The 24,680-nt window shown below is 63.0% G+C and carries 18 protein-coding genes, 1 pseudogene and 2 riboswitches; of the genes and pseudogenes, 8 read left to right on the top strand and 11 right to left on the bottom strand.

Annotated elements, in window-relative coordinates:
* Window positions 1–77: 77 nt before the first annotated feature.
* Window positions 78–298, bottom strand: a riboswitch (cobalamin riboswitch).
* A gap of 63 nt (window positions 299–361) precedes the next feature.
* Window positions 362–1,784: pseudogene (locus tag KIP88_RS24470) on the bottom strand (short-chain fatty acyl-CoA regulator family protein).
* Between the two features lie 183 nt (window positions 1,785–1,967).
* Between KIP88_RS24470 and KIP88_RS24465 the strand changes: the two are divergent.
* The 6 genes from KIP88_RS24465 to KIP88_RS24440 all read left to right on the top strand — a co-directional run bounded on the left by KIP88_RS24465 (window position 1,968) and on the right by KIP88_RS24440 (window position 9,135).
* Window positions 1,968–2,345, top strand: coding sequence for an acyl-CoA thioesterase (locus KIP88_RS24465; protein WP_214490729.1), 378 nt, complete (start codon window positions 1,968–1,970; stop codon window positions 2,343–2,345).
* Window positions 2,342–3,895, top strand: a complete 1,554-nt coding sequence (locus KIP88_RS24460) for an MmgE/PrpD family protein (RefSeq protein WP_214490597.1) — start codon at window positions 2,342–2,344, stop codon at window positions 3,893–3,895. Before KIP88_RS24465 ends, KIP88_RS24460 begins: the two co-directional genes overlap by 4 nt.
* A gap of 11 nt (window positions 3,896–3,906) precedes the next feature.
* Window positions 3,907–5,079, top strand: coding sequence for a 2-methylcitrate synthase (prpC, locus tag KIP88_RS24455; protein WP_214490596.1), 1,173 nt, complete (start codon window positions 3,907–3,909; stop codon window positions 5,077–5,079).
* Between the two features lie 9 nt (window positions 5,080–5,088).
* On the top strand, window positions 5,089–6,009 hold the full coding sequence (gene prpB, locus KIP88_RS24450; protein WP_214490595.1) for a methylisocitrate lyase: 921 nt from the start codon (window positions 5,089–5,091) through the stop codon (window positions 6,007–6,009).
* Window positions 6,010–6,098: 89 nt separating this feature from the next.
* Window positions 6,099–6,313, top strand: a riboswitch (cobalamin riboswitch).
* Between the two features lie 110 nt (window positions 6,314–6,423).
* Window positions 6,424–8,793, top strand: a complete 2,370-nt coding sequence (metE, locus tag KIP88_RS24445) for a 5-methyltetrahydropteroyltriglutamate--homocysteine S-methyltransferase (RefSeq protein WP_214490594.1) — start codon at window positions 6,424–6,426, stop codon at window positions 8,791–8,793.
* Window positions 8,794–8,949: 156 nt separating this feature from the next.
* A complete protein-coding gene (locus tag KIP88_RS24440; RefSeq protein WP_214490593.1) occupies window positions 8,950–9,135 on the top strand; it encodes a hypothetical protein in 186 nt (61 codons plus the stop codon).
* A 59-nt stretch (window positions 9,136–9,194) separates the two neighbouring features.
* On the opposite strand, the gene ftsH is transcribed toward KIP88_RS24440, so the two are convergent.
* Window positions 9,195–11,117, bottom strand: coding sequence for an ATP-dependent zinc metalloprotease FtsH (gene ftsH / locus KIP88_RS24435; RefSeq protein WP_214490592.1), 1,923 nt, complete (start codon window positions 11,115–11,117; stop codon window positions 9,195–9,197).
* Window positions 11,118–11,383: 266 nt separating this feature from the next.
* Complete coding sequence (tilS, locus tag KIP88_RS24430; protein WP_214490591.1) at window positions 11,384–12,418, bottom strand: tRNA lysidine(34) synthetase TilS; 1,035 nt, start codon at window positions 12,416–12,418, stop codon at window positions 11,384–11,386.
* A 196-nt stretch (window positions 12,419–12,614) separates the two neighbouring features.
* On the opposite strand from tilS, the gene KIP88_RS24425 reads away from it, so the two are divergent.
* Complete coding sequence (locus KIP88_RS24425) at window positions 12,615–13,883, top strand: DUF892 family protein (protein ID WP_214490590.1); 1,269 nt, start codon at window positions 12,615–12,617, stop codon at window positions 13,881–13,883.
* 72 nt (window positions 13,884–13,955) lie between these two features.
* Here KIP88_RS24425 and ybgF read toward each other — a convergent pair whose 3' ends face one another.
* On the bottom strand, window positions 13,956–15,113 hold the full coding sequence (gene ybgF, locus KIP88_RS24420) for a tol-pal system protein YbgF (protein WP_214490589.1): 1,158 nt from the start codon (window positions 15,111–15,113) through the stop codon (window positions 13,956–13,958).
* 174 nt (window positions 15,114–15,287) lie between these two features.
* Here ybgF and KIP88_RS24415 point away from each other — a divergent pair, with 174 nt between their 5' ends.
* Window positions 15,288–16,160, top strand: a complete 873-nt coding sequence (locus tag KIP88_RS24415) for an alpha/beta fold hydrolase (protein ID WP_214490588.1) — start codon at window positions 15,288–15,290, stop codon at window positions 16,158–16,160.
* Between the two features lie 119 nt (window positions 16,161–16,279).
* On the opposite strand, the gene pal is transcribed toward KIP88_RS24415, so the two are convergent.
* From pal to tolQ, 7 genes are all read right to left on the bottom strand, one after another.
* Window positions 16,280–16,771, bottom strand: coding sequence for a peptidoglycan-associated lipoprotein Pal (gene pal, locus KIP88_RS24410; RefSeq protein ID WP_108514164.1), 492 nt, complete (start codon window positions 16,769–16,771; stop codon window positions 16,280–16,282).
* Between the two features lie 332 nt (window positions 16,772–17,103).
* Complete coding sequence (locus tag KIP88_RS24405; protein ID WP_214490587.1) at window positions 17,104–17,841, bottom strand: hypothetical protein; 738 nt, start codon at window positions 17,839–17,841, stop codon at window positions 17,104–17,106.
* Between the two features lie 139 nt (window positions 17,842–17,980).
* Window positions 17,981–20,314, bottom strand: a complete 2,334-nt coding sequence (locus tag KIP88_RS24400; RefSeq protein WP_214490586.1) for a bifunctional diguanylate cyclase/phosphodiesterase — start codon at window positions 20,312–20,314, stop codon at window positions 17,981–17,983.
* Window positions 20,315–20,495: 181 nt separating this feature from the next.
* Window positions 20,496–21,833: a Tol-Pal system beta propeller repeat protein TolB gene (gene tolB, locus KIP88_RS24395; RefSeq protein ID WP_214490728.1), complete on the bottom strand. Its 1,338-nt coding sequence runs from the start codon at window positions 21,831–21,833 to the stop codon at window positions 20,496–20,498.
* An 87-nt stretch (window positions 21,834–21,920) separates the two neighbouring features.
* On the bottom strand, window positions 21,921–22,829 hold the full coding sequence (locus tag KIP88_RS24390) for a protein TolA (protein ID WP_249791000.1): 909 nt from the start codon (window positions 22,827–22,829) through the stop codon (window positions 21,921–21,923).
* A gap of 119 nt (window positions 22,830–22,948) precedes the next feature.
* Window positions 22,949–23,425 (bottom strand): biopolymer transporter ExbD, encoded by a 477-nt coding sequence (locus tag KIP88_RS24385; RefSeq protein WP_214490584.1) that lies wholly within the window; start codon window positions 23,423–23,425, stop codon window positions 22,949–22,951.
* 37 nt (window positions 23,426–23,462) lie between these two features.
* Window positions 23,463–24,176 (bottom strand): protein TolQ, encoded by a 714-nt coding sequence (gene tolQ / locus KIP88_RS24380; protein ID WP_214490583.1) that lies wholly within the window; start codon window positions 24,174–24,176, stop codon window positions 23,463–23,465.
* Window positions 24,177–24,680 lie beyond the last annotated feature (504 nt).

The following is a 24,680-nucleotide window of genomic DNA, read 5'->3' as shown; positions in this document are numbered from 1 at the left end:
GAGGACGCTGCTTCAAATGCGCGGGCAGGAAACGCCGGCATGAGTCTGCAAGCGCCGCCGGGACACCCCGCCCGTGGACGTTTTTTCGGTGTCGCGGCAGGTCTCCTGGCTCGCAGGTCGCCGTTATCCCCGTGTCTTCCCAATGCGATGCCGCATCAGTGACTTTGAGATTCGGGAACAACTCACTGCTTACAGTTGCGGGGGCAGCGCCGGAATCTCGCGCTTTTTGCGCGACCACCGGCTTCCCTCTTAGCCACCAAATCTTGCGATCAAGTGGACCGTGACGGCTACATGTGGTGATATTCGCTGCGAGGTGTCAATGCCCCATTCGGGACATACGCACGAAATTCACATGGCTGCCCTAACGCGATGTGGCGTATGGGGCAAAATAGGACCGCGTTTCATCGACATTGAGAGCGCGGCCGACCGGCGGAAACGCGCGCTGCGGACAATCCGGCCGTTCGCACACCTTGCAGCCCATGCCGATCGGCGTCGCCTGTGACGGATCGATCTTGAGGCCCTGCGAATAGACGATTCGCTCCGCATGGCGAACATCGCATCCCAGCGCGACCGCAAACGTCTTGGCGGGCGCTCCGTAGCCCCCTCGGCCGTGCGACACCGTCCTGGCAACCCAGAGATAGGTTCGATCATCAGGCATCCGCGCCAGCTGCGTCAGGATACGCCCAGGGTTGGCGAAGGCCTCATAAACGTTCCACAGTGGACACGTCCCGCCGACCCGCGAAAAATGGAAATCGGTCGCCGATTGGCGCTTCGATATGTTGCCGGCGCGATCGACGCGGATGAAGAAGAACGGCACGCCCCGCGCATTGTGGCGCTGCAGGGAGCTGAGCCGGTGACAGATCGTTTCAAAGCCCACGCCGAATCGGTGACTGAGCAATTCGATGTCGTAACGGCACCGCTCCGCCTCGTTAAGGAAAACGGAGTAAGGCAAGATCAGCGCACCGGCGAAATAGTTTGCAAGCCCGATGCGGGCGAGGCCGCGGGCTTCGTCGCTGGTGAGTTTTGCCTTGTCGACGATCGACCGTATCGCCTCATCCAGTTCCAGAATGGCGATCTGCGTCGCGAGCTGAAACGCCTGCTGGCCCGGATCGAGGCTCGGCGACAGCCGCAGCATTCGTGTGCGGCTGTCGAAGAGGCGCTGCGTTCCCGGTCCCAGCTCGTCAATCGCATCGATCAGGACAGTCACGCCATGCCGGCTTTCGAGATACGACACCAGACCCGGCGTCATGCGTCCGATAGGAAGCTCCAATCGGCCGGCGATTGCTTCCGCCGCATCGTCGAGCTCGGCAATGTAGTTGTGCTGCACATAGAAGAAGTCGCGGACTTCCTCGAACGGCGTGGAGGGCAGAACCGCCGCTGCGGCCTGACGGTCCTCGCCGAGCCGCGCGGAGATGGCCGCGTATTGCTCGGCGGCGTGGCGATATTTGCGGTGGAGATTGACCAGCGCGCCCGACCGCGGGCATGTTCTGCGCGAGTTCACGAAGTTCAGCGACAGCGATCGACTCGCCCAATGAAGGATCCGCCAGCGCTTCACGGAGGTCCGAGATCAAGCGGGCTTCGTCGCCCTCGGCGAACGACTGCACGTCAAGGCCGAACACCGAATTGAGCGCCAGCAGCACCGGGACGGTGAGCGGCCGCTGATTGTTTTCCAGTTGGTTGAGGTAGCTCAGGGAGATCCCGAGTTTGCCGGCGAGCGCCGCCTGCGTCAGGCGCTGCTCCTCCCGCAGTCTTTTCAACCGCACGCCCATGAAGGTCTTTTTCATCGCATCACCTTCGCAAACTTTGCAGATCAGCCGGCTTTTCTTCGCAAGACTATGCTTTTTCAGCCATTTCGACGGTGTACGTTTGTAGATATTGCGAAGTCGTGAGGGAATAACAAGTCGTCCGGAGCAGGAAAATGCATTCAGCGGCGTCGCCCAATCTCCATCCCGACCCGGTTCGTGGAAATGGTGTTTCCGGAGCAGGCCAATCACTACGGCACGCTGTTCGGCGGCCATGCCCTTAGCCTGATGGGCAAGGCGGCATTCGTCACGGCCACGCGGCACGCCCGCCAGAGCGTCGTCATGGCGACCTCCGACAGAATCGAATTTCACGAGCCGATCCATGTCGGCGAACTCGTCGAGCTCGTTGCCCAGGTCGTGCGCGTCGGCCGCAGCTCCATGACCGTTGCCGTCGACATGATCCGCGAAGACCTGATCAGCGGCAGGCGGAAATCCGCGGTGCGCGGAACGTTCGAAATGGTCGCGGTGAACGAATTCGGCCGCCCGGTCCCGATCACGCAACCAACCATCACCGATCCAATCCAGAAGGAAGCTGCGTCTTGAAACAGCATAGCGTTCGTACTTTCAAATCGGCCGATCGTCTCCCGCGAGCGAGCCAACTGGCCTGGAAGATCGCCGAGGTCGCCGCCGACCCGGTCGCGGTCGAGAGCGATGTGGTGGAGATGCTGGGCAACCGCATCATCGACAACGCCGCCGTCGCTGCAGCCTCGGTCGCGCGTCGCCCCGTCGTCAGCGCGCGAGTGCAGGCCGAGGCGCATCCGTTCCAACCGGGAGCCACCGTGTTCGGACTGACGCCGTCACAGCGGATTTCGCCGGAATGGGCCGCCTGGGCCAACGGCGTGGCCGTCCGCGAACTCGATTTCCACGACACGTTCCTCGCCGCGGACTATTCGCATCCCGGCGATAACATTCCACCGGTGCTGGCTGTCGCCCAGCACTGCGGGCTGACGGGCGCGGACCTCGTGCGTGGGCTGGCTGCCGCTTACGAAATTCAGGTCGATCTGGTGAAGGGCATCTGCCTGCACGAGCACAAGATCGATCACATCGCTCATCTCGGCCCGTCCGCCGCCGTCGGGATCGGCGCACTGCTCGGATTGCCTGCCGAGACGATCTATCAGGCCGTCCAGCAGGCGCTTCACGTCACCACGACCACGCGGCAATCGCGCAAGGGCGAGATCTCGAGCTGGAAGGCCTATGCGCCGGCCTTCGCCGGCAAGATGGCGATCGAATCCGTCGATCGCGTGATGCGTGGCGAAGGCGCGCCATCACCCGCCTATGAAGGCGAGGACGGCTTCATTGCCTGGCTGCTGGGCGGCCCCAAGGCGGAGTACATGGTGCCGCTGCCTGAGAAGGGCGAACCCAAGCGCGCCATTCTCGACACCTACACCAAGGAGCATTCGGCGGAATATCAGAGCCAGGCCCTGATCGACCTCGCGCGCCGGCTGGGACCGAAGATCGGCGATCTCTCGAAAATCGAAAGCATCGTCATCCACACCAGCCATCACACCCACTACGTCATCGGTACCGGCGCCAACGATCCGCAGAAGATGGACCCGAAGGCGAGCCGCGAAACGCTCGACCATTCGATCATGTATATTTTCGCGGTCGCGCTCGAAGACGGCGGCTGGCATCACGAACGATCCTACGCGCCCGAGCGCGCGGGCCGCGAGACCACGGTCGCGCTGTGGCGCAAGATCTCGACCGTCGAAGACCCCGCATGGACCCGCCGCTACCATAGCCATGATCCGAAGGAAAAAGCGTTCGGCGGCCGCGTCGTCGTGAGGCTGAAAGGCGGCTCCGTCATCAGCGACGAGATCGCGCTGGCTGATGCACATCCGCTGGGAGCCCGTCCGTTTGGGCGGACGGACTACATCCGCAAGTTCCGCAACCTGGCGGAAGGCGTGATCGCCGCGGCTGAGCAGAATCGCTTCATCGCAACGGTGGAAAGACTGCCGTCGCTGAAGGCAGGCGAGCTGACCGACCTCACTTTCACGGTTGATCCAAAGTTCCTCGGCGCGACATCGACGCACGGAATCTTCGACTGGCGCGACACTGTTCCGGTTACGGTCCAGCGCGCCGCCGGCAAGCGATAAGGGAGATTGAGATGACGGATATCAAGCCGCCGCCGAAGAAATCGGTCGCGCTATCAGGCGTGATTGCCGGCGACACCGCGCTGTGCACGGTCGGCCGCACCGGAAACGACCTGCATTATCGCGGCTACGACATTCTCGATGTCGCCGAAACCTGCGAGTTCGAGGAGATCGCGTATCTTCTGGTTCACGGCAGCCTGCCCACGCTGTCGGAGCTCAAAAACTACAAAGCCAAGCTGAAGGCGCTGCGCGGGTTGCCGCTCGCGGTGTTGCAGACGCTGGAACTGTTGCCCGCCGCCGCGCATCCGATGGACGTCCTCCGAAGCGGCGTCTCCGCGCTCGGCTGCATCCTTCCCGAGGCCCATGATCACAATCAGCCCGGCGCGCGCGACATTGCCGACCGGCTGATGGCCTCGCTTGGATCGATGCTGCTCTACTGGCACCACTACGCCCACCATGGCCGCCGGATCGACGTCGAAACCGACGATGATTCGATCGGCTCGCACTTCCTGCATTTGCTCCATGGCAGGAAGCCGCCGCCATCGCACGAACGCGCGATGCATACGTCTCTGATCCTCTACGCCGAACACGAGTACAACGCCTCGACGTTCACCGCGCGCTCGATCGCCGGAACGGGCTCAGACCTGTATTCCGCCATCACCGGCGCGATCGGTGCGCTACGCGGGCCGAAACATGGCGGCGCCAACGAGATCGCCTTCGAAGTGCAGAAGCGCTACGGCGATACGGAAGAAGCGGAAGCCGATATCCGCCGGCGCATCACGGCCAAGGAGGTCGTGATCGGCTTCGGTCACCCGGTCTACACCATTGCCGATCCGCGCAACAAGGTGATCAAGGAAGTCGCACGGCGCCTCAGCATTGAGGGCGAAAGCACCCGGATGTTCGAAATCGCCGACCGGATCGAGGCGGTCATGGCCGATGCCAAGAAGATGTTCGCCAATCTCGACTGGTTCAGCGCGGTCTCCTACCACGCGATGGGCGTGCCGACCGCGATGTTCACGCCGCTGTTCGTGATTTCACGGACGTCGGGATGGGCGGCGCATGTGATGGAACAGCGCATCAACAACAAGATCATCCGCCCGGCCGCGAACTATGTCGGCCCGGAGAACCTGAAGTTCGTGCCGCTGCATGAGCGTGGCAAAGCGACAATCGCGCCCCGCGCCGCGTAAGGAGCAGTAATGGTGTATCTCCTGGGTACCGACATCGCCGACAAGCCGGCCGGGGCTCGCTTCCGCGACCTCCTGGACACACCGGGCATTCTCCAGATGCCGGGCACGCATAACGGAATGGCCGCGCTGCAGGCGCGCGACGCCGGCTTTTTCGCACTCTATCTGTCGGGTGCGGCGATGACGGCTTCGATGGGCCTGCCGGATCTCGGCATCATTACGATCGAGGAAGTTTCCTTCTTCATCCGCCAGGTGGCGCGCGCCAGCGGCCTGCCGGTGCTGGTCGATGGCGACACCGGCTATGGCGAAGCGCTCAATGTCATGAACATGGTGCGCACCTTCGAGGATGCCGGTGCTGCGGCCGTTCATATCGAGGACCAGCTGCTTCCGAAAAAATGCGGCCATCTCAACGACAAGAAGCTGGCGGATGCGCGCGACATGGCAGCCAAGGTCGCCGCCGCCGCCAAGGCGCGGCGTCATCTTTATCTGATCGCAAGGACTGATGCCGCAGCCAGCGAGGGCATGGACGGTGCGGTAGCGCGTGCCAAACTTTATCTGGAAGCGGGAGCGGACGCGATCTTTCCGGAAGCAATGATTTCGCGCGAGATGTTCGAGGAGTTCGCCAGGCGCATTCCCGGTGTCCCGCTGCTCGCGAACATGACGGAGTTCGGCAAGACGCCGTTCTTCACCGCGTCGGAGTTCGAGGCGATGGGTTATCGCATGGTGATCTGGCCGGTATCGTCGCTCCGCGTCGCCAACAAGGCCCAGCAGAACCTGTTTACGGCACTTAAGCGCGACGGCAGCACCAGCAAGATGCTCGACCAGATGCAGACGCGCGCTGAACTTTACGCAACGATCGGCCTGCACGATTACGAGGCCCTCGATGCCTCCATCGTCAGAACCATCGTGCCCCAAGGAATGCCGCAGAACTGAGCTACTTCGATATCTCGCCCAATGGTATCCATCAAGAGTGATGGGTAACTGCCCACTCCGGGCTCGTATTGACTGGGGTCACGCTTGACCTTAACTGAATCCGTCGTGGTTCTTCGGGCTCGTTCGGCCCGAAGCTAAGAGGGAAGCCGGTGCGGCCGAAAAGCCAAAGCCGGAGCTGCCCCCGCAACTGTAAGCGGCGAGCCGCTGTCCAACAAAGTCACTGAGACCATGATTGGTTTCGGGAAGGCCGGACAGCAGCATTGACCCGTGAGCCAGGAGACCTGCCTCGACAACATACACGTCCTCGGGCGGGGTGTCCCGGTGGTGCGGTTGCGATTTCCGCGCACGCTCCGCCGTACGCGGAATCCAGACGTGTCACTTCGGCCTTTGCCCCCAACTTTTGGGGTTAAGCCAATGTCTACTGCAACGTCTCCTTCTACAATCTCCACTTCCTCACTTCCCGTTGCCTCCCTTGGCACGCCACGTATCGGCCCGCGCCGCGAGCTGAAATTCGCATTGGAAAGCTTCTGGTCCGGCGCTTCGGACGAAAAAGCCCTGATCGAAACCGGCGCGGGTCTTCGCGCCGCCAACTGGGCGCGCCAGAAAAAGCTCGGCGTCAGCGTGATCCCGTCGAACGATTTCTCGTTCTACGACCAGATGCTCGACACGTCAGTGATGGTCGGCGCGATCCCGGAAATCTATCGCTGGAACGGCGGCCCGGTCCCGCTCGCGACTTACTTTGCGATGGCCCGCGGTGCGCAAGGAAAAACGCATGACGCGAGCTGCGGCCATATCAATCACGGGCATGACGCCGCGCACGGCGTACCGGCGCTGGAAATGACAAAATGGTTCGATACCAACTACCACTACATGGTGCCCGAACTGGCGAAGGATCAGCAGTTCACCCTCGCCTCGCGCAAGCCGATCGAGGAATACGAGGAAGCCAAGGCGCTGGGCTATCAGACCCGCCCTGTGCTTGTCGGCCCGGTCACGTTTCTCAAGCTGGCAAAAAGCAAGGATGCCGGTTTCAACACGCTGTCGCTGCTCGACCGGTTGCTGCCGGTCTACATCGAGGTGCTGCGCGAGCTGGCCTACCGCGGCGCCGAATGGGTACAGATCGATGAGCCATGTCTCGTGCTCGACCTCGATATCGTCGCCCGGCAGGCGCTGCATTACGCCTATACGGAGATCGCCAACGCGGTGCCGCAGCTCAAGGTCATGCTCGCGACCTATTTCGGCGGGCTGGGCGGCAATCGCGCTACAGCGCTGGCGCTGCCCGTCGCCGGCCTGCATCTCGATCTGGTGCGCGCGCCTGAACAGATCGATGGCCTCGCCGATTTTCCAAAAGACCGCGTGCTGTCGCTCGGTATCATCGACGGCCGCAACATCTGGCGCGCGGACTTGAGCAGGATCCTCGACCGGCTCGAACCCGTGATCGCGAAACTCGGCAAGCACCGTGTGCAGATCGCGCCCTCCTGTTCGCTGCTGCATGTCCCGATCGATCTGGCGCTGGAAACCGGGCTCGATTCCGAAATCAAGAGCTGGCTGGCGTTCTCGGTGCAGAAGCTCGAGGAACTGAGCACACTCGGGACGGCACTCGCCGGCGGACGCGGCAGCGTCGCAGCCGCCCTGCGGGGCTCGGACGAGGCGGCCGCCGCGCGCACGGCCTCGCCGCGGATTCACGATGCGAAGGTCGCAGCGCGCATCGCCGGCATCGATGACGCCATGCGTCGTCGCGCCAGCGTGTTCACTGAGCGTGTCGGCGTGCAGCACGAGCGCTTCAACCTGCCGGCGTTCCCGACCACGACCATCGGCTCGTTCCCGCAGACGACCGAAGTCAGGAAAGCGCGCGCCGCACACGCCAGCGGCGCCCTGACGGATGAAGTCTACAAGATTTATTTGCAGGACCAGACGGCCCAGGCGGTGCAATGGCAGGAAACCATCGGTCTCGACGTGCTCGTGCATGGCGAGTTCGAGCGCAACGACATGGTGCAGTACTTTGGCGAACAGCTCGCGGGCTTCGCCTTCACCAGCCACGGCTGGGTGCAATCCTACGGATCGCGCTACGTCCGTCCGCCGGTGCTGTTCGGCGACGTCTCGCGCCCGAAGCCGATGACGGTCGAGTGGTGGCAGTACGCGCAGTCGCTGACGAAGAAGCCGATGAAGGCGATGCTGACCGGTCCCGTCACCATCCTGAATTGGTCGTTCGTACGTGACGATATTGCGCGCAGCGAGGCCTGCCGGCAAATCGCGCTCGCGATCCGCGACGAGGTCGCCGATCTCGAGGCCGCCGGCGCCGGCATGATCCAGATCGACGAGGCCGCACTGCGCGAAGGCTTGCCGCTGCGCAAATCGGAATGGCAGGGCTATCTCGACTGGGCCGTCGATGCCTTCCGCCTCTGTTCATCCGGCGTGCGCGACGAAACGCAGATCCACACCCATATGTGCTACTCGGAGTTCAACGACATCATCAACGCGATCGGCGCGATGGACGCCGACGTGATCTCGATCGAGACCTCGCGCTCGAAAATGGAGTTGCTCGACGCGTTCAGGGACTACCGCTATCCGAACGAAATCGGCCCCGGCGTCTACGACATCCATTCGCCGCGCGTCCCCGAGATCGAAGAGATGACCAGCCTGCTCAGGCTGGCGCGGATGCGGCTCTCCGACGCCCAGATCTGGATCAATCCGGATTGCGGATTGAAGACCCGCAAATGGGAAGAAGTGCGGCCCGCGCTCGTCAACATGGTCGCGGCGGCTCGTGAGTTGCGGACGCTGGCGTAGCACGGGAGTTGCGTAGGGTGGGCAAAGGCGCACAAGCGCCGTGCCCACCATCGTCTCAAGACCGCCACTGCGAATGGTGGGCACGCTGCGCTTTGCCCACCCTACAATTTGCCGCGACTATCTTTATGATCAAGCGCGATATCGAAGGAGATCGTGATGCGCTTCTGGATTCAATGCACGGGATTCGAGACGAGGCAGCCCATCCACATCAACATCGCGCTCGTCGGCAGCATGTCGCGCGACGGCGAGCGCACCATTCTCACCTACGTCGGCGACGGGCAGACGATCGAGGTGACGGAGACGCCGGAGCAAATCCTCGAACGTCATTTCGCGCCGACATAACGGGGACATAAAAAAACGCAGCGTCTCCGCCGCGTTTCTTATTCAGATACGAGCCGCTCTTACGCCTGCGGCTGCGGCTCCAGGCCGGGGTCCGGATCGGGACGCGGGCGCGGCTTGCCGGCCGGCGGCACGGCGGAGGCGCGCGGCGTGCTCGGCTCCAGCACCGACTCGCGGTTGGGCTTCTTGCCGTTGAGCAGGTCCTGAATCTCGTCACCGCTCAGCGTCTCGAACTCGAGCAGGCCCTTTGCCAGGGTTTCGAGGTCCTCGCGCTTCTCGGTGAGAATTCGCGTGGCTTCGTTGTAGCCCTCTTCGACAAAGCGCCGGATCTCGGTGTCAATCTTCTGAACCGTGGCTTCCGATGCGTTCTGGGTGCGGGATACCGACATGCCCAGGAACACCTCGTCCTGGTTTTCGCCGTAGGACACGGTGCCAAGCGCTTCGGACAGACCCCAGCGCGTTACCATCATGCGCGCCAGTCGCGTTGCCTGCTCGATATCGGAAGAGGCGCCGGACGTAACCTTCTCCTTGCCGAAGACCAGTTCTTCCGCAACGCGGCCGCCCATCATGATGGCGAGACGCGAGGTCATCTGCTCGAGCGACATCGACAGCTTGTCGCGTTCGGGCAGTTGCATCACCATGCCGAGCGCACGGCCGCGCGGAATGATCGTGGCCTTGTGGATCGGATCGGTCGCGACGACGTTGAGGCCGACGATTGCGTGGCCGCCCTCGTGATAGGCGGTCAGCAGCTTCTCTTCCTCAGTCATGACGAGCGACTTGCGCTCGGCGCCCATCATCACCTTGTCTTTGGCTTCCTCGAACTCGGCCTGCGTCACCATGCGCTTGTTGCGGCGGGCGGCGGTCAGCGCCGCCTCGTTGACGAGGTTCATCAGGTCGGCGCCGGAGAAGCCCGGGGTGCCGCGCGCGATGGTCTTGAGGTTGATATCCGGCGCCAGCGGCACCTTGCGAACGTGAACTTTCAGGATCTGCTCGCGGCCGACGACATCAGGGTTCGGCACCACGACCTGGCGGTCGAAGCGACCCGGACGCAGCAGCGCGGGATCGAGCACGTCGGGACGGTTGGTCGCCGCGATCAGGATCACGCCTTCATTGGCCTCAAAACCATCCATCTCGACCAGCAACTGGTTGAGCGTCTGTTCGCGCTCGTCATTGCCGCCGCCTAAACCTGCGCCGCGATGACGGCCGACCGCATCGATTTCGTCGATGAAGATGATGCAGGGCGCGTTCTTCTTGGCCTGCTCGAACATGTCACGGACGCGGCTGGCGCCGACGCCGACGAACATTTCAACGAAGTCCGAACCCGAGATGGTGAAGAACGGCACGTTGGCTTCGCCCGCGACCGCACGCGCGATCAGCGTCTTACCGGTACCGGGAGGGCCGACCAGCAGCACGCCGCGCGGAATCCGTCCACCGAGGCGCTGGAATTTGCCGGGATCGCGCAGGAATTCGACGATCTCCTGCAGGTCCTGCTTGGCTTCGTCGACACCCGCAACATCCTCGAAGGTGACGCGGCCATGGGCCTCCGTCAGCATCTTGGCGCGCGACTTGCCAAAGCCCATCGCCTTGCCGGCGCCGCCCTGCATCTGGCGCGACAGGAAGATCCACACGCCGATCAGTGCGATGAAGGGTAGCCAGGAAACCAGCAGCGAGACGAACCACGGCACGTTGTCGCCGGGCGGCTTCGCGGTGATCGAGACCTTGGCGTCATAGAGACGCTTCACCAGGTTCGGGTCGCTCGGCGCATAGGTCTGGAACGAAGAGCCGTTGGTGAAGGTGCCGTGGATGTCCGGCCCCTGGATCACGACGTCGCGCACTCGGCCCTGGTCGACATCGCTCAACAGTTGCGAAAACGAGATGTCCTGCGAGGACGTGCGCTGACCGGGATTCTGGAAAAGCGTAAACAATGCCAACAGCAGCAAAACAATAATGACCCAGAGGGCGAAGTTGCGCAGATTGGCGTTCATTGATCTTCCTTCGTGGTCGCGCGGATCGCGGCCCTATGTCCTTGGCAGTAACCCTAGAGTATTCCTTGGGTAGTGAGGCGAGAATCCCCGGTCCACTGCACCCAATTTAGGTGGCGCCCGGGTCAATGCCAAGGGAACCACTCAGGACTATTTAACGCATCTAAACGCGATTCCCGGTCAAAAAATGACGCAAAAGCCGAGGTTTTTCCGGGGTGGTTAAGGCTCTTCGTGCCGATATCGCGGATATTGCGGTATGGGAACGCTTCTCACGGCCGGTTGCCCCTCCGCGGCGGTGCTGAATCGACATGAATTCGTCCCTTCGTCAAGCTGATCGCCGCCCCGGCCAGCGTTTGTTTCAGCCTTGTCTGCCCCCCGCCATTCGCAATGGCCCGGTCCAGCACCGCCAGCAGCGCCTCGACCTTGCCGAGTTCCGCAGGCCCTTCGTGACCGGCCCGGTCAATCGCGCGCTTGAGCAGCCGAAGCCGGATTTCCTCTGGCAGACCGGCAAACGCTCCGGCATCGAATCCGAAGCGCGAGGCATCATCGCGATCTCTCAAAGCGAGATAGCGCTCGGCGCCGTCGGCCAGCACTTCAATCGCGGCATTCGCCCGCGCCAGCCTTGTTGCCAGCCGCGCCAGGTTTCGGCTGTCGCCACCCTCCTCGACCAGCGCAGGCATCAACGCGCGCAGCCGCGGCCGCGTGAAGCTCGTGTCCCGATTGGTGGGATCGTCGGCAAAGGCGATCTTCGCCTTGCCCAGCGTCGCAACGAGCCGGGATTTCGGAACGTCGAGCAACGGCCGCGCCAGCCACACGCCCTCGCGCTCGGTCTCGCGCGCCATCGCGGCGAGACCGGCGATGCCGCTACCGCGCAGCATCCGCATCAAAAGCGTCTCGGCCTGGTCGTCACGGGTATGCGCGGTAAGGATGTGCGTGGCGCCGCCAGCGCGCGCGGCTTTCGCCAACAGCCGATAGCGCGCCGCGCGGGCTGCGGCCGGCAGGCCGGTCTTCGGCTTGGTCCCGGTCCAACGCAGCGTGCGATGGGGCAGATCGAGCGTGCGTGCGAGACGTTTGACGTCGCGCGCCTCGCGTGCGGCCTCGGGGCGCAAGCCGTGGTCGACGGTGGCGGCGATCAATCGCGGCCCGCGCGAAAGCGCACGGCGCCAGCGGGCGGCAAGCCACATCAGGGCAAGGGAATCGGGACCGCCGGATACCGCTAGCACGAGCGCGGGCGCGGCCTTCCAGTGTGCGAACAGATCTTTCGCTTGCTGGACCGAGATCGGGGACTGGTCAGGATCGGGCATGGCTCGGCCGCGCAATGGGAACGCCTATGTTTGGAGCCATCCGCCGACGATCGCAAGGCGCTGGCAACACCATCAACCGCCGCGTCAGGCCCGTTCCGATTGAGACGGAGCACGGCCTATCCCCACACGGTTTAGTTAGGAACAAAGCACAGAGCGTGCCGTTCGGGACTCATCATCCCAACCTTCGAGGCATCCCATGTATCACCACGTCAAGAAACTGATGTTCACCGTTCGCGTTGATGAACCCGACCCACGCTTTGGCAATATGCTCCTTGAACAGTTCGGCGGCGCCAATGGCGAGCTTGCGGCCGCGATGCAGTATTCGATTCAGGGGCTCAATTGCGAGGATCCGGACCGCAAGGACCTCTTGATGGACATCGGCACCGAGGAACTGAGTCATCTTGAAATCGTCGGCACGCTGGCGCGCATGCACCTCAAACCCATGAAGTTCGACCGCCAGGCGGCGGAAGCCGATCCGTTGATCGCGATTGCGGGTGGCGGCGGGGTAAATCTGTTCAATTCGCAAGGCAACGCCTGGACGGCCGACTACCTCAAGGTAACAGGCGAACTCGACGTCGACCTGCGCAGCAACATCGCGGCCGAGGCGCGCGCCAAGATCGTCTACGAACGGCTGATCAATTTCTGCGACGACGCTGGCACCAAGGACGCCCTGCAGTTCCTGATGACCCGCGAAATCACCCACATGAAGGCGTTCTCGCTGGCGCTGGAAAGCATGAGCAAGCCCGCCTTCAGCATCGGCCGCATCGCACCGACGCCGGGCTTGGTCGACCAGTTCTTCAATGATTCCACCGGAACCGGTGAGCATGGCGAGATCGATACCCGCGGGCCCTGGAACGAAGGCAACGGCTGGGTATTCACGGAATCACCGGCCATTCAGGCCGAACCGGGCGCCGCCAGCGCCATTGTCACGGAAAGCTCGCCGCCGGCCGACGAGGCCGGGCTGAACGATCTGTTGATCGATGAACTCCGCGACATCCTGCATGCGGAAAAGCAACTGACCAAGGCGCTGCCGAAAATGGCCCAGGTGGCGCGCTTCGATCAGCTGCGCGAGTTGTTCGAGCAACATCTGGTCGAGACCGAAAACCAGGTCGAGCGCATCAACGAGTGCTTCGATCTGCTCGGCAAGACAGCCCGCGCGAAACCCTGCAAGGGCATGATGGGGCTGATCGAGGAAGGCCAGGAGGTGATGGCCGAAGGCGAGAAAAAGGAAGATGCCGCAGCCGACCTCGCGCTGATCGGCGCGGCGCAACGGGTCGAACATTACGAGATGTCGGCCTACACGACGGCGAAGAACCTCGCCCAGCAACTGCGCCACAGCGCGGTCGTCGCCCTGTTGTCGAAGTCGCTGGCCGAAGAGGAGAACTCGGATCAGCTTCTCAACCAGGTGGCGCGATCACTGATGTCCGTGGCAAGGATGCCGGCTGCAATCGAGCAGGCGGAATAGATCGCTGCGATACGCTCTTGCGGTCCACCATGGGCCGCAAGAGAAATCAGCGCCAATCGCCGACACGGCAGATCAGCACTTGACCCGCTTCTGCTCACGATCGACGGCAGCCTTTACGCCGGCAGACGCGCGCGGATATTTCCGCGTCACTTCGCCGAGCGCGGCGCAGGCGGCTTCCTTTTCTTTCAGCGCTGCCAGCGACTGACCGAGCCGCAGCAGGGCGTCGGGCGCCTTGCCCGACTTGTCGAACTTGGTGGTCACGCCGAGGAATGCTTCGGCGGCGTCGCGATATTGCTGGCGCTGGAAATAGCTCTCACCGAGCCAGTATTGCGAGTCCGCGATCAGTGGATCGCTCGGATACTTCTGCGCAAAGTTCTTCATCGTCGCTTCGGCCAGCGCATAATCCTTGCGCTGCATGTAGCCGATGCCGAGATCGAATTCGTCCTTCGACGTGGCTGAAGGCGGCAGCGTGGTCAGCGCGGCGCTGGCGCCGGGCCCGGGGCCGCGCGGGGGCGGTGCGGCTGCAGCAGGCGGCGGCAAGGCGGCGCCACCGGGATCGCGGGGACCGCCGAGATTGAGCGGTTCGCCCGGACCGCGCCCGCCCGGCGCACCGGCCGCCGCTTCGCTCGACATCGGCATCTGGCCACCGCCGAGCGCGCGCGGTGCGCCCGGGGCGTTGGGATTCTGGGACGGGTCGAAGGCATCGCCGCGGCGCCGGCCGCCGGCCGCAGGGGCCGCCGGATCCTGTGCGATCGGCGCGGGCGAGGCGACCTGCGGTTGCTGGTCGTAGCTTGGCTGGCCCGGTGGATAGCCCTGCTGCTGACGAGCGCCCTGCTGCGGATATCCTTGTTGCGGATAGCCCTGTTGCCCCTGTGGCGGGCCGGACTGAACTGGAGGCGGCGCCGCGGCCACGCTGGGCTGCGCGCCCGGCGGTTGGCCGCCGGACGCAGGCGGCGCGGCGCCGAGCTGGCGCAGCCGCTCTTCGAGCTGCCGGTTGCGGAATTGCAACTCCTCGTTCTGGCCGGTCAGTTGCCGGAGCTGGCTTTCCAGCCGCTGGATCCGCATTTCCAGATCGGCGTCATCGGACTGCGGCTGGCCCTGCGGGTAGCCTTGCGGAGCGCGTTCGCGCTCCCACGGGAACGTGATCTGTGCGGATGAGGTCTGCACAGACAAAGCCAGCGTCGCGGCAATCACCGCGGCACTGGCAGCATTGATGAATCTGGATGACATTTTGCCCTGACGACGAAATCGCGTGTCAAACGAAAGCAGAACACACTGAGGGAGTGCGCCGGAATTGTGACTGGCATTTCCGAATCCGGACGCCGGGTTCCGATATGGTTTAGTATCCCCTTCAAGACAAGTCGCCCAGTCCGACGGCGTTCACAAATCGAAGGATTTCAGCTCATGCACGTATCTGTGAACGGGGTGCGGCTGTTCTTCGATGTCGAGGGCGCGAAATTCGTCCCCGACGGCCCGGCGATGCGGGAAAAGCCGACCCTCCTCCTGCTCCATGGCGGCCCCGGCTTCGACCATTCGATTTACAAGCCTGCCTATTCCGCCTTGGCCGATATCGCGCAGATCATTTATCTCGATCATCGCGGCAATGGCCGAAGCGAGGATGGTCCCAAGGAAAGCTGGCATCTGGCGCAGTGGGGCGACGACGTGCGGGCTTTCTGCGACGCACTCGGCATCGCCGACCCGATCGTCTTGGGCGCATCATTCGGCGGCATGGTGGCGCTGGCCTACGCCACTCGCCATCCCGACCACCCATCAAAGCTGGTGCTGATCAGCACCGAAGCCGCTGGAGACACCTATCTTGACCGGCGCGTGGCGCTATTCGAGCGCCTCGGCGGGCCCGAAGTGGGCGCGCTTGCGCGCCGCAGGTTTCTGGACGTCGACAGCCCGCGGGATCAGGCTGCGGTCGACGCCTGGCGAAATCTCGCCTTCCCCGTCTACACGCGGACGCCGCGCGACCCGAACCTCGGAAGCCGTACGGTCGGAAAGCCAGAGGTGGCGCTGCATTTTTCCGCAAAGCCGGGTGGCGAGAGCCACACCTTCAACATGTTCCCCGACCTCCATCGCATTCAGTGCCCGACCCTTGTGATGGGCGGCGAAGACGATCCGATGCATCCGATCGAGAGCCAGGTGGACATCGCAACGGCGCTACCGAAGCACCTGGTGCAATTCGAACGGTTTGCGAATTGCGGGCACGCCGTGGTGCCCGATGCGCCTGAACGGGCGATGGCACTTCTCCGGAACTTCATCCTGCGACGCTAGATTAAGTTCTTGACGCGTTTTCTCAAGCCGAGCCGGCATCCGCTTGGCTTGCAAGCACAATGTGCAGTTAAACCGGCGCATGAAGCGCCGGTTCTGAGATCTGAAAAAGGTCGAACGCGTCAGGCGCCGGCGTTCAACACCGTGACGGCGCGACGGTTCTGCGACCAGCAGGAGATGTCGTTACAGACCGCCACCGGACGCTCCTTGCCGTAGGAGATCGTGCGCATGCGGTTCGGGTCGATGCCGCGCGAAGAGAGATAGCTGCGCACCGACTGGGCGCGGCGTGCACCTAGCGCGATGTTGTATTCGCGGGTGCCGCGCTCGTCCGCATGGCCTTCGATGGTGAAGGAATAGCGGTTGTAGGTCTGCAGCCACTGCGCCTGCTTCTCCAGCGTGGCGATTGCCTGCGGGCTCAGCTCGGTCTGGTCGCTCTCGAAGAACACGCGGTCGCCGACATTGACCACGAAATCCTGCTGGCTCCCCGGGGTCGCCGCGCTCGCCATCGCGCCATCGGCGCCGACGTTGTTCTTGGCGCAGGCGCCCATCGACAGCGCCACCGCGACCACAGCCGCCAGCTTCCATCCCTGGAGGATACGCATCTGATATTTCATTCCGGAGCCTCCGCGCTCACGTTTTTCGACTGTTATCCGGTCTACAGGTCGATGGTTAAGCGAACGTTCCGTCAACCTTGATGGAACCTTGCCGGACCCGGTCAAATGCCGACAAACCGTGAAAAGCGACCGCGATAGTTAATGGTTTGTAAATGTGGCGCGAGGGTGAAGGCAAGTGTGCGCTGGGCCCAAATCACCACATTTGGGGCTTTGTCATGGGCATCGGGGCGAAATACGCCGGCCCCGAGGCATGAGGAAGCCTTGCCGGGTTGCCGGGCGCGGAGGAAGCAGACACGGACCGGGCAGCTGATTCTGCCCGCGGTCCGTCCCGTTCAGGAACTCGGAGCAACCGAGGCCCGCTCGTATGCGGAGGCGACACGGGCCGGCCGTGCGGCCCGGCCACCGGCGCGCTCGAACAGCATCCGCCGCTCGAACGCGGTCGATCGCATGATCGGATAGCGCTCGAAGACCTTTTCCTTCATCACCGGAAAATCCGCCGCCATCAGCCCGACCGGCTTGAGCAGGCCGGGGAACATGCGGGGTTCGGCAATGGTTTCGTGCAGGAACACGCGGCGATAAAACGCCTGGTGCTCGGCACGCACGATCGCCAGCCCGAGATCGGCGTTGAAATATTCGCAAGCCAGATAGGCGAGCCGCAGCGTCAGATAGGGCAGCTCCGGAAACCGCTTGACCTTGTCAGGGTCGGCGACGAAACGCGCGGGGTCAATGATGACCTCGCCCCGATCGAGCCGGGGATACAGAATTTCGCCGAATGCCTCTGCCGAACAGGACTCCCGCCACTCCGGGGTCAACACGCTGATGCGAACGGAACTGTAGAGTTCCCCAAACAGATAGACGCCAAATGTCCAGGAATTCGGCAGGTCGTCATACTGATCGGTGACACGCTGCGCGGGAGATTCCTTGACAGCCCCTTCGCGAAGATAGGCACGGTAGCGAAGGTTGTAAATTTCTTCTTTTTCTTCAGGTGTTTGCGCTAGACGATAGTCGACTTGATCCAACAGGTCCGAACTCCGTCCAAAGGCCGTATTAAGTTCGGCCGGGGACCTCATGCTGCACTCCTAACGCTTCCAAGCAACCTCTACGAGCGGGTAGAGGATTAACAGCTTGTTAACGAGATTGCAAAGGCTTCGAGAGATTAAGGTTACCCCGGGAGACCCGATTCCCCCGTATTTCCACGGAGATACGGGATCAAGCGATGGACCGTGAGGCGACCGGAACCAGCACGCTGTCCGGCGGACGGCGGCCATGCGAGGCATTCAGCAACTGGCGAACCCGCACCGCGGGCACCGGCGGGCTGAACAGATAGCCCTGTGCCTCCGTTACCGCGCCATCGGCGCTAATCAATTCGAGCTGCTCATTGGTCTCGATGCCCTCCACCACCACGGACATTCCGAGATCGGCCGACAGCCGCGCCACGCCGCGCAGCAGCGTCAGCGGACGGTCGCTGTCGATCCCTTCCAGGAAGGAGCGGTCGATCTTCACCTTCTGCAGCGGGAAATTATGCAGGTAGCTCAGGCTGGAATAGCCGGTGCCGAAGTCGTCGAGCGAGATCCGCACGCCGAGTGAATGCAATTGCGACAGCACATCGTGCGTCAGCTGCGTGTTCCGCAGCAGCGAGGACTCGGTAATCTCGATTTCGAGGCGGTTCGCCTGCAGGCCGGAGACCTCGAGTGCATAGCGGACTTCGCTCAGCACGTCGCGCTGATGGAACTGCTGCGGCGAGAAGTTGACCGCGACGCTGACGCCTTCGGGCCATTTCATGCATTCCATGCAGGCCTTGCGCAAAATCCAGCGGCCGAGATCGACGATCAGGCCCATGTCCTCGGCGACCGGAATGATATCGGTCGGGGAAACCGTGCCGCGAACCGGATGATTCCAGCGCAACAGCGCCTCGCAGGTGGATATCCGTCCCGATTTGAGATTGACCAGCGGCTGGAAGAACAGCTCGAATTCCTCGTTGGCCAGCGCCTTGCGCAGGTCCAGTTCGAGGATGCGGCGGGATTCGACGACTTGCGCCATCTCTTCCCGGAAGAAGCAGAAGGTGCCGCGGCCGTCGGCCTTGGCGCGGTACAGCGCCATGTCCGCGTTCTTCAACAGCGTATCGGCGCTGACGCCGCGAGAGGTCATGGCGATGCCGACGCTGGCGCCGATCTCGACCAGATGATTGTCGATCTTGTAGCGCTCGCTCAGGCGATCGACGATGCGCCGGGCGAGACCGGCGGCGTCGTCGGGGGAATGGATGTTTTGCTGAAACACCACGAACTCGTCGCCGCCGAACCGCGCCACGAAGTCCTCGGGCCGCAGCATCTCGCGCAACCGTTCGGACACCGCGCACAGCAACTGGTCGCCGCAGGGATGGCCGAGCGTGTCGTTGACCTGCTTGAACTGGTCGAGGTCGACGAACAGCAGCGCCGACAATTGTTCGGCGCCCTGCTGGACAGCCAGAAGCCGCCCGATCTCGTCCCGGAAATTGACCCGGTTCGGCAGCGCCGTCAGTTCGTCGTAACGCGCCAGATGACTGATCCGGGCTTCCGCATTGCGGCGTTCGGTGATGTCTTCGACCAGCACGACCGCGCCGCCGCCCTCCATCGCCTGGAACGTCCACGACAGCGATCGGCCCCGCGTGACGTCGGGATCGGTGGTGATCATGTCACGGGCCTGCGTGTTGACGATCTCCGACAGGATCATCTTGCCGCTAGCCGCCGAAATCGAGTCCGAGTTGATGCAGGCCGTGACAATGTCGTGCGCGCTGGCGCCGCCCTGGATAAGATCCTCGGAGAGGTTCATCATCTCGCTGAAGCGATGATTCATCACCGCAAGCCGGCCATCGGCGCGAAACATGCAGAGCCCATGCGGCATGTTGTTCAGCGCGGTATCGAACTGGCCGGCCAGCGCCGCTTCCCGGAAGCTCGACGTCAGTGCCTTGACGAAGATGGCGTGCAGGCTGAGGTTGATGCCCTTGAGGCCCATGAAAAACAGCGCCAGCAGCGTGGCGAGGCTGATGTAGAAAAAATCGGCATGCGTCGCCAGCGCCAGCGACATCGGGCCGCAAGCCAGCAGGATGTGATACTGGATCAGCTTGGGACGGCCGTAATTGCGGGCAGCGCCGCCGGCGGTGTAGCCGACCGTCGCCGCGACGCAGATCATGTGCGCGACCGCGTCGTTGTTGCCGAAAATCGTGAGGAAGCACCAGACGCCCAGCACGCTGGCGTAGACCATGGCGCCGATCGCATAGCGCGGCTCCAAATACCTGGCCTGCTCGAACGAAAGGACCTGGGTGCGCCGTTCGTATTTGCGCATCTGGAAGGCGCGAACCGTACCGATGCCGATGATCAGCGCCGCGCACGGCCACAGCAGCACGTTGCCGGTCTTGAGCGCCGTCAATACCGCGGCGACGGCAGTGCTGACCGAGCCGATGAACATCGGCCAGAAATTCTGGCACATGGAATCGACCAGCGCTGCATAGAGCGCCGGCTCCGGCTCTTCCCGGCTGCCTCGTTTCTTCGCGTCGACCAACTGCATCGGCAGGGCACGTGTCCTGTTAGGGTAGGTAGTTCTACCCTTCTCAGATGAAGCCTTTCTGAGGGAACATCGTTACCGAGACGTTGCTTTTTGCTTCGCACAGCAAAAATATGCCCGGAATATCAGCGGGCTAGGCAATGATTGCCGATTAACGACTGTGCGCCCGCGCGACCGGGTTCCATCAAGACAAGAGCGGCGACCATGCCGGGTCGGAGGCAAAACCGGGCGTTGGTACCCGCAACTCGTTACGACCTGAGATATCCACCGTATAGAGCGACGGGCCGCCGCTGCCGCCGGGCTCGCGGAAGAACATCACGACCCGGCCGTTCGGCGCGAAGGTCGGGCCTTCATTGTGGAAGCCCGAGGTCAGGATGCGCTCGCCCGAACCATCGGTCTTCATGATGCCGATCGCGAATTGTCCGCCGCCCTGCTTGGTGAAGGCGATGTAGTCGCCGCGCGGCGACCACACCGGCGTCGAATAGCTGCCCTCACCGAACGAGATGCGCTGCGCGCCGCCGCCGGTGGCCGCCATGACATAGATCTGCGGCTTGCCGCCGCGATCGGATTCGAAACAGATGCGGGAGCCGTCGGGCGAATAGGACGGCGAGGTGTCGATCGCCGGCGTGTCGGTCAGCCGCGTCGTCGATTTCGAACGCAAATCCATCACGAACAGGTTCGAGTTGCCGCCCTGCTGCAGGCTCATGATGATGCGCTGGCCGTCCGGCGAGAACCGCGGCGAAAACGACATGCCCGGGAAATTGCCGACGATCTCGCGCTGTCCGGTTTCGATATTGAAGAGGAAAACGCGCGGATCGCCCTGGCCGAACTCCATGTAGGTGATTTCCTGGGTCGACGGCGAGAAGCGCGGCGTCAGCACCAGATCGCTTCCCTTGGTCAGGAATCTGACATTGGCGCCGTCCTGGTCCATCAGCGCCAGCCGCTTGACGCGGCGCTCCTTCGACCCGGTCTCGTCGACGAACACGACGCGGCTGTCGAAATAGCCTTTCTCGCCGGTCAGGCGTTCATAGATCTGGTCGGAGATGATGTGCGCGATCCGCCGCCAGTATTCCGGCGAGGTGAAATATTGCTGGCCGGTGAGCTGCTGGGCGGTGTTGACGTCCCACAGGCGGAATTCCGCCTTGAGGCGGCCATCGCCCTGCCGCGTCATGCGGCCGGTCACCAGCGCCTGCGCGTTGATCTGCTTCCAGCTATTGAATTGCGGCGCGGTGTCGATGTTGGTGATGCGCTCGATGTGGGCGGCCTGATCGACCGGCGCGAACAACCCGCTGCGCTTGAGATTGTTGGTGATGACCTGCGCCACGCCGACGCCGACCTCAGCGTCGCCCGGCGTGCCCGCCACGAAATTCGGGATCGCGATCGGAAGCGGAACGAACTCACCTTCGGGAATGGGGATCCGCTTCGGCGCCTGCGCAAATGCGCTGCGAACCGGCGCGGCCGTGATCGTGCCAAGCGCGGCCATTCCGGAAATGATCTGCCGGCGGCTCAGGCGGAACGACATATCAGGCAATGCATCTTTGTCAGTCATGGCTTCAATCTTGCTCTTGTGTGATCGCCAATAAGTGTGATCGCCAATGGGCGAGCGCGGTCAGATTTTTTCCTTGAACACCGGCGCGAAATATTTCCATTCCTCGTAAAGGGCCGCCGGCAGCTTGTACGGCTGGCATTCGAGGATCGCGCGTAACGCGCTCTCCTGATAGACGCGAAGGAAGGGTGTCGACGGAACGCCTTCCGGAACCGGCGAGCCTTCAAGGGTGCCGTCGCGCTTCAGACGAATGGCAAACGCGACCTCAGGCTTCTGCGATTCGATTCCGCCATAGGGCTTTTTCCAGCACCGTTCGACCTGCCGCTGGAACATCGCGCCCCATGTCGCGGAATTGTCCGCAGCCGCGCCCTTCGAAAGGCCGAGCGCGGCGTTCGAATTCAGCGTGTCGCCAGTCGTGGCCTGACGCGACGGGTCACGCTTGTCGAGGAGGGCCGCGATCTGTGTCTGATCGAAGTGCCGTTCAACGATCTTCGGCTTCGCCGGCTCCGGCGGCTTGGCGGCCTGCACCGGCTTCGGCGGCGGCTTCTTCTCTTCCTTCTTGATCGCTTCAGCGATCGGGTCGGGCTTGACCGGATCCGGCTTCTTCTCGGTCGGGTTGTTCTCGGCGGCCTTTGGCGGGTCGGGCTTCTTCTCGACCGGCTTCGGCTCTTCCTTCGGCTTGTTCTCGACGGCCTTCGGCGGGTCGGGTTTCTTCTCGACCGGCTTTTCTTCGACCTTGGGCTGCGGGGGCGGCGCGGTCTCGGTCACGACGGGCGCCTTCTCGGTGACCTTGCCCACGGCATCGTCGACCGGCTTGGCCTCGGCGACCTTCTCGACCAGCGGCTTCGGGTTTTCCTTCTTGCCGGTCTTCATGCCGGCCATGACCTTGGCAAGCTGGTCGGGAGAGATCACATCGACCGGCACCGAATCTTCCGGCGGCATTTCGAGAGCCTTGGTCGAGACAGACACCATCGCCCACCCCAGCACGAGGACGTGCAGGGCGACCGACGCAACCAGTGTCTTGTCGACGTCCTTGACCTTCACTTGAGCTTTCCCGCTCCGCTATCAGCCGTCGCGTGCCGCTTCATGGCTCATGAGCCCTGCTCTGGGATGATGACGATATTGGCCTTGAATCCCGCCGTCCGAATATACCCCAAAAGTTTCATCATATCCGTGTAACAGACGTCCTTGTCGCCGCGCAGGTATACCACGCTCTCGGCATCCGACCGGGTCTCCCGGATCGCCTTGATCTTGGGCAACAGGTCATTGGCCGAAATCAGCGTATCGCCGAGATAGAGCTCGACGTTCGAATTGCACGCTCCGCCGGTGCGCTTGACCGACAATGTCAGCGGCGGCGCGTTGGCGGCGAGCGACTTGCCGCCGCCGGCGACGGGCAGATCGATATCGATGGTCGACGTCATCAAGGGCGCCGCGACCATGAAGATGATCAAGAGCACCAACATCACGTCGACCATCGGCGTGACGTTGATCTCCGCCATCACGGCGGCGCGACGCCGGCCGCGGCGTCCACCGCCACCGCCGGCCGAACCTGCCATGTTCATCGCCATGATCTTGCTCTCACGATGCGCTCGTCATTTGCCGTCCTCACGCCCGCTCGTCGATCTGGCGGGACAGGATGGCTGAAAACTCGTCGGCGAAGCCTTCCAGCCGCTGCGCCTGCCGATTCACTTCGGACGTGAACTTATTGTAGAAAATGGTCGCGGGGATGGCAGCGATAAGACCGATAGCGGTCGCAAACAGTGCCTCCGCAATGCCGGGCGCCACAACGGCGAGTGAAGTGTTTTTCGAGGCCGCAATCGACTGGAAGCTCGACATGATGCCCCAGACGGTTCCGAACAGGCCCACGAACGGCCCGGCCGAGCCGACGGTCGCCAGCACCAGGAGTCTTCGTTCCAGCCGCTCGACCTCGCGGGCGATGGAGACGTTCATCACCTTCTCGATCCGCATCTGCAGGCCGGCAAAGGAGCGTGTCTGGCTCTCGAACGAGCGTTTCCACTCGCGCATGGCCGCAACGAAACACGCCGCCATCGACTGCGTCGGTTTGGCTGACAGCGCGCGGTAGAGTTCCTCGATCGACTGGCCCGACCAGAAGGCCTGCTCGAACCGGTCCATGGCGCGCTTGGTGCGCGAATAGAGGAAAATCTTGTCGATCGCGATCGCCCAGACCCAGACCGAGCAGGCCAACAGCCCCAGCATGACTGTTTTCACGACCCAGTGGGCCTGCATGAACAGGGCTATCAGCGACACGTCGGCGGAGACCAACGGCAGGGCTGCCGGAGCCACGTCGGCGGGATTCATGGGCGGTATCCTCTCAACGCAAGTGTCCCTATTTTCCTCCGGGAGCAAACGGCTGCCGGTACCACAGCCGCGCGTCGGGCGCGGCGTCATGCGCCAGCGCGAAAGCTCTCTTGGTGTCGCATGGGGGGCCCGCCGAAAGCCGGGTCCTGCTTCCCCTGCCAACATGTCAAAACGAGGGCTATCAGCGCGTCATTCCGTCCCTAACCAGACGCTAAGCTTGGTTAACTTTAGGTTACCAAAGGGGAATCCGACTGCCGGAAATCGAGGCAGGCCGGGCGGTTACGGCGGCCGGAGGTCCGGGTTCCATGACCTCGGAGATGGTGTTCCGGCCAGTCGCCTCGCCCTTTGGGACGGCCGCTCCACGGCCTCCTCAGGGTGAGGGATGGACACGTGGCGCAGCCTCTTTCTCCGTCATTGCGAGCGCAGCGAAGCAATCCATAGCGCGGCGCCGGGATAGATGGATTGCTTCGCTGCGCTCGCAATGACGTGGACATAGCGACGCAA

Source organism: Bradyrhizobium sp. SRL28 (genome assembly GCF_018596315.1).
Taxonomy (GTDB): domain Bacteria; phylum Pseudomonadota; class Alphaproteobacteria; order Rhizobiales; family Xanthobacteraceae; genus Bradyrhizobium.
Note: the sequence above shows the minus strand (reverse complement) of the source record. Positions and strands in the feature narration are given on the sequence as shown.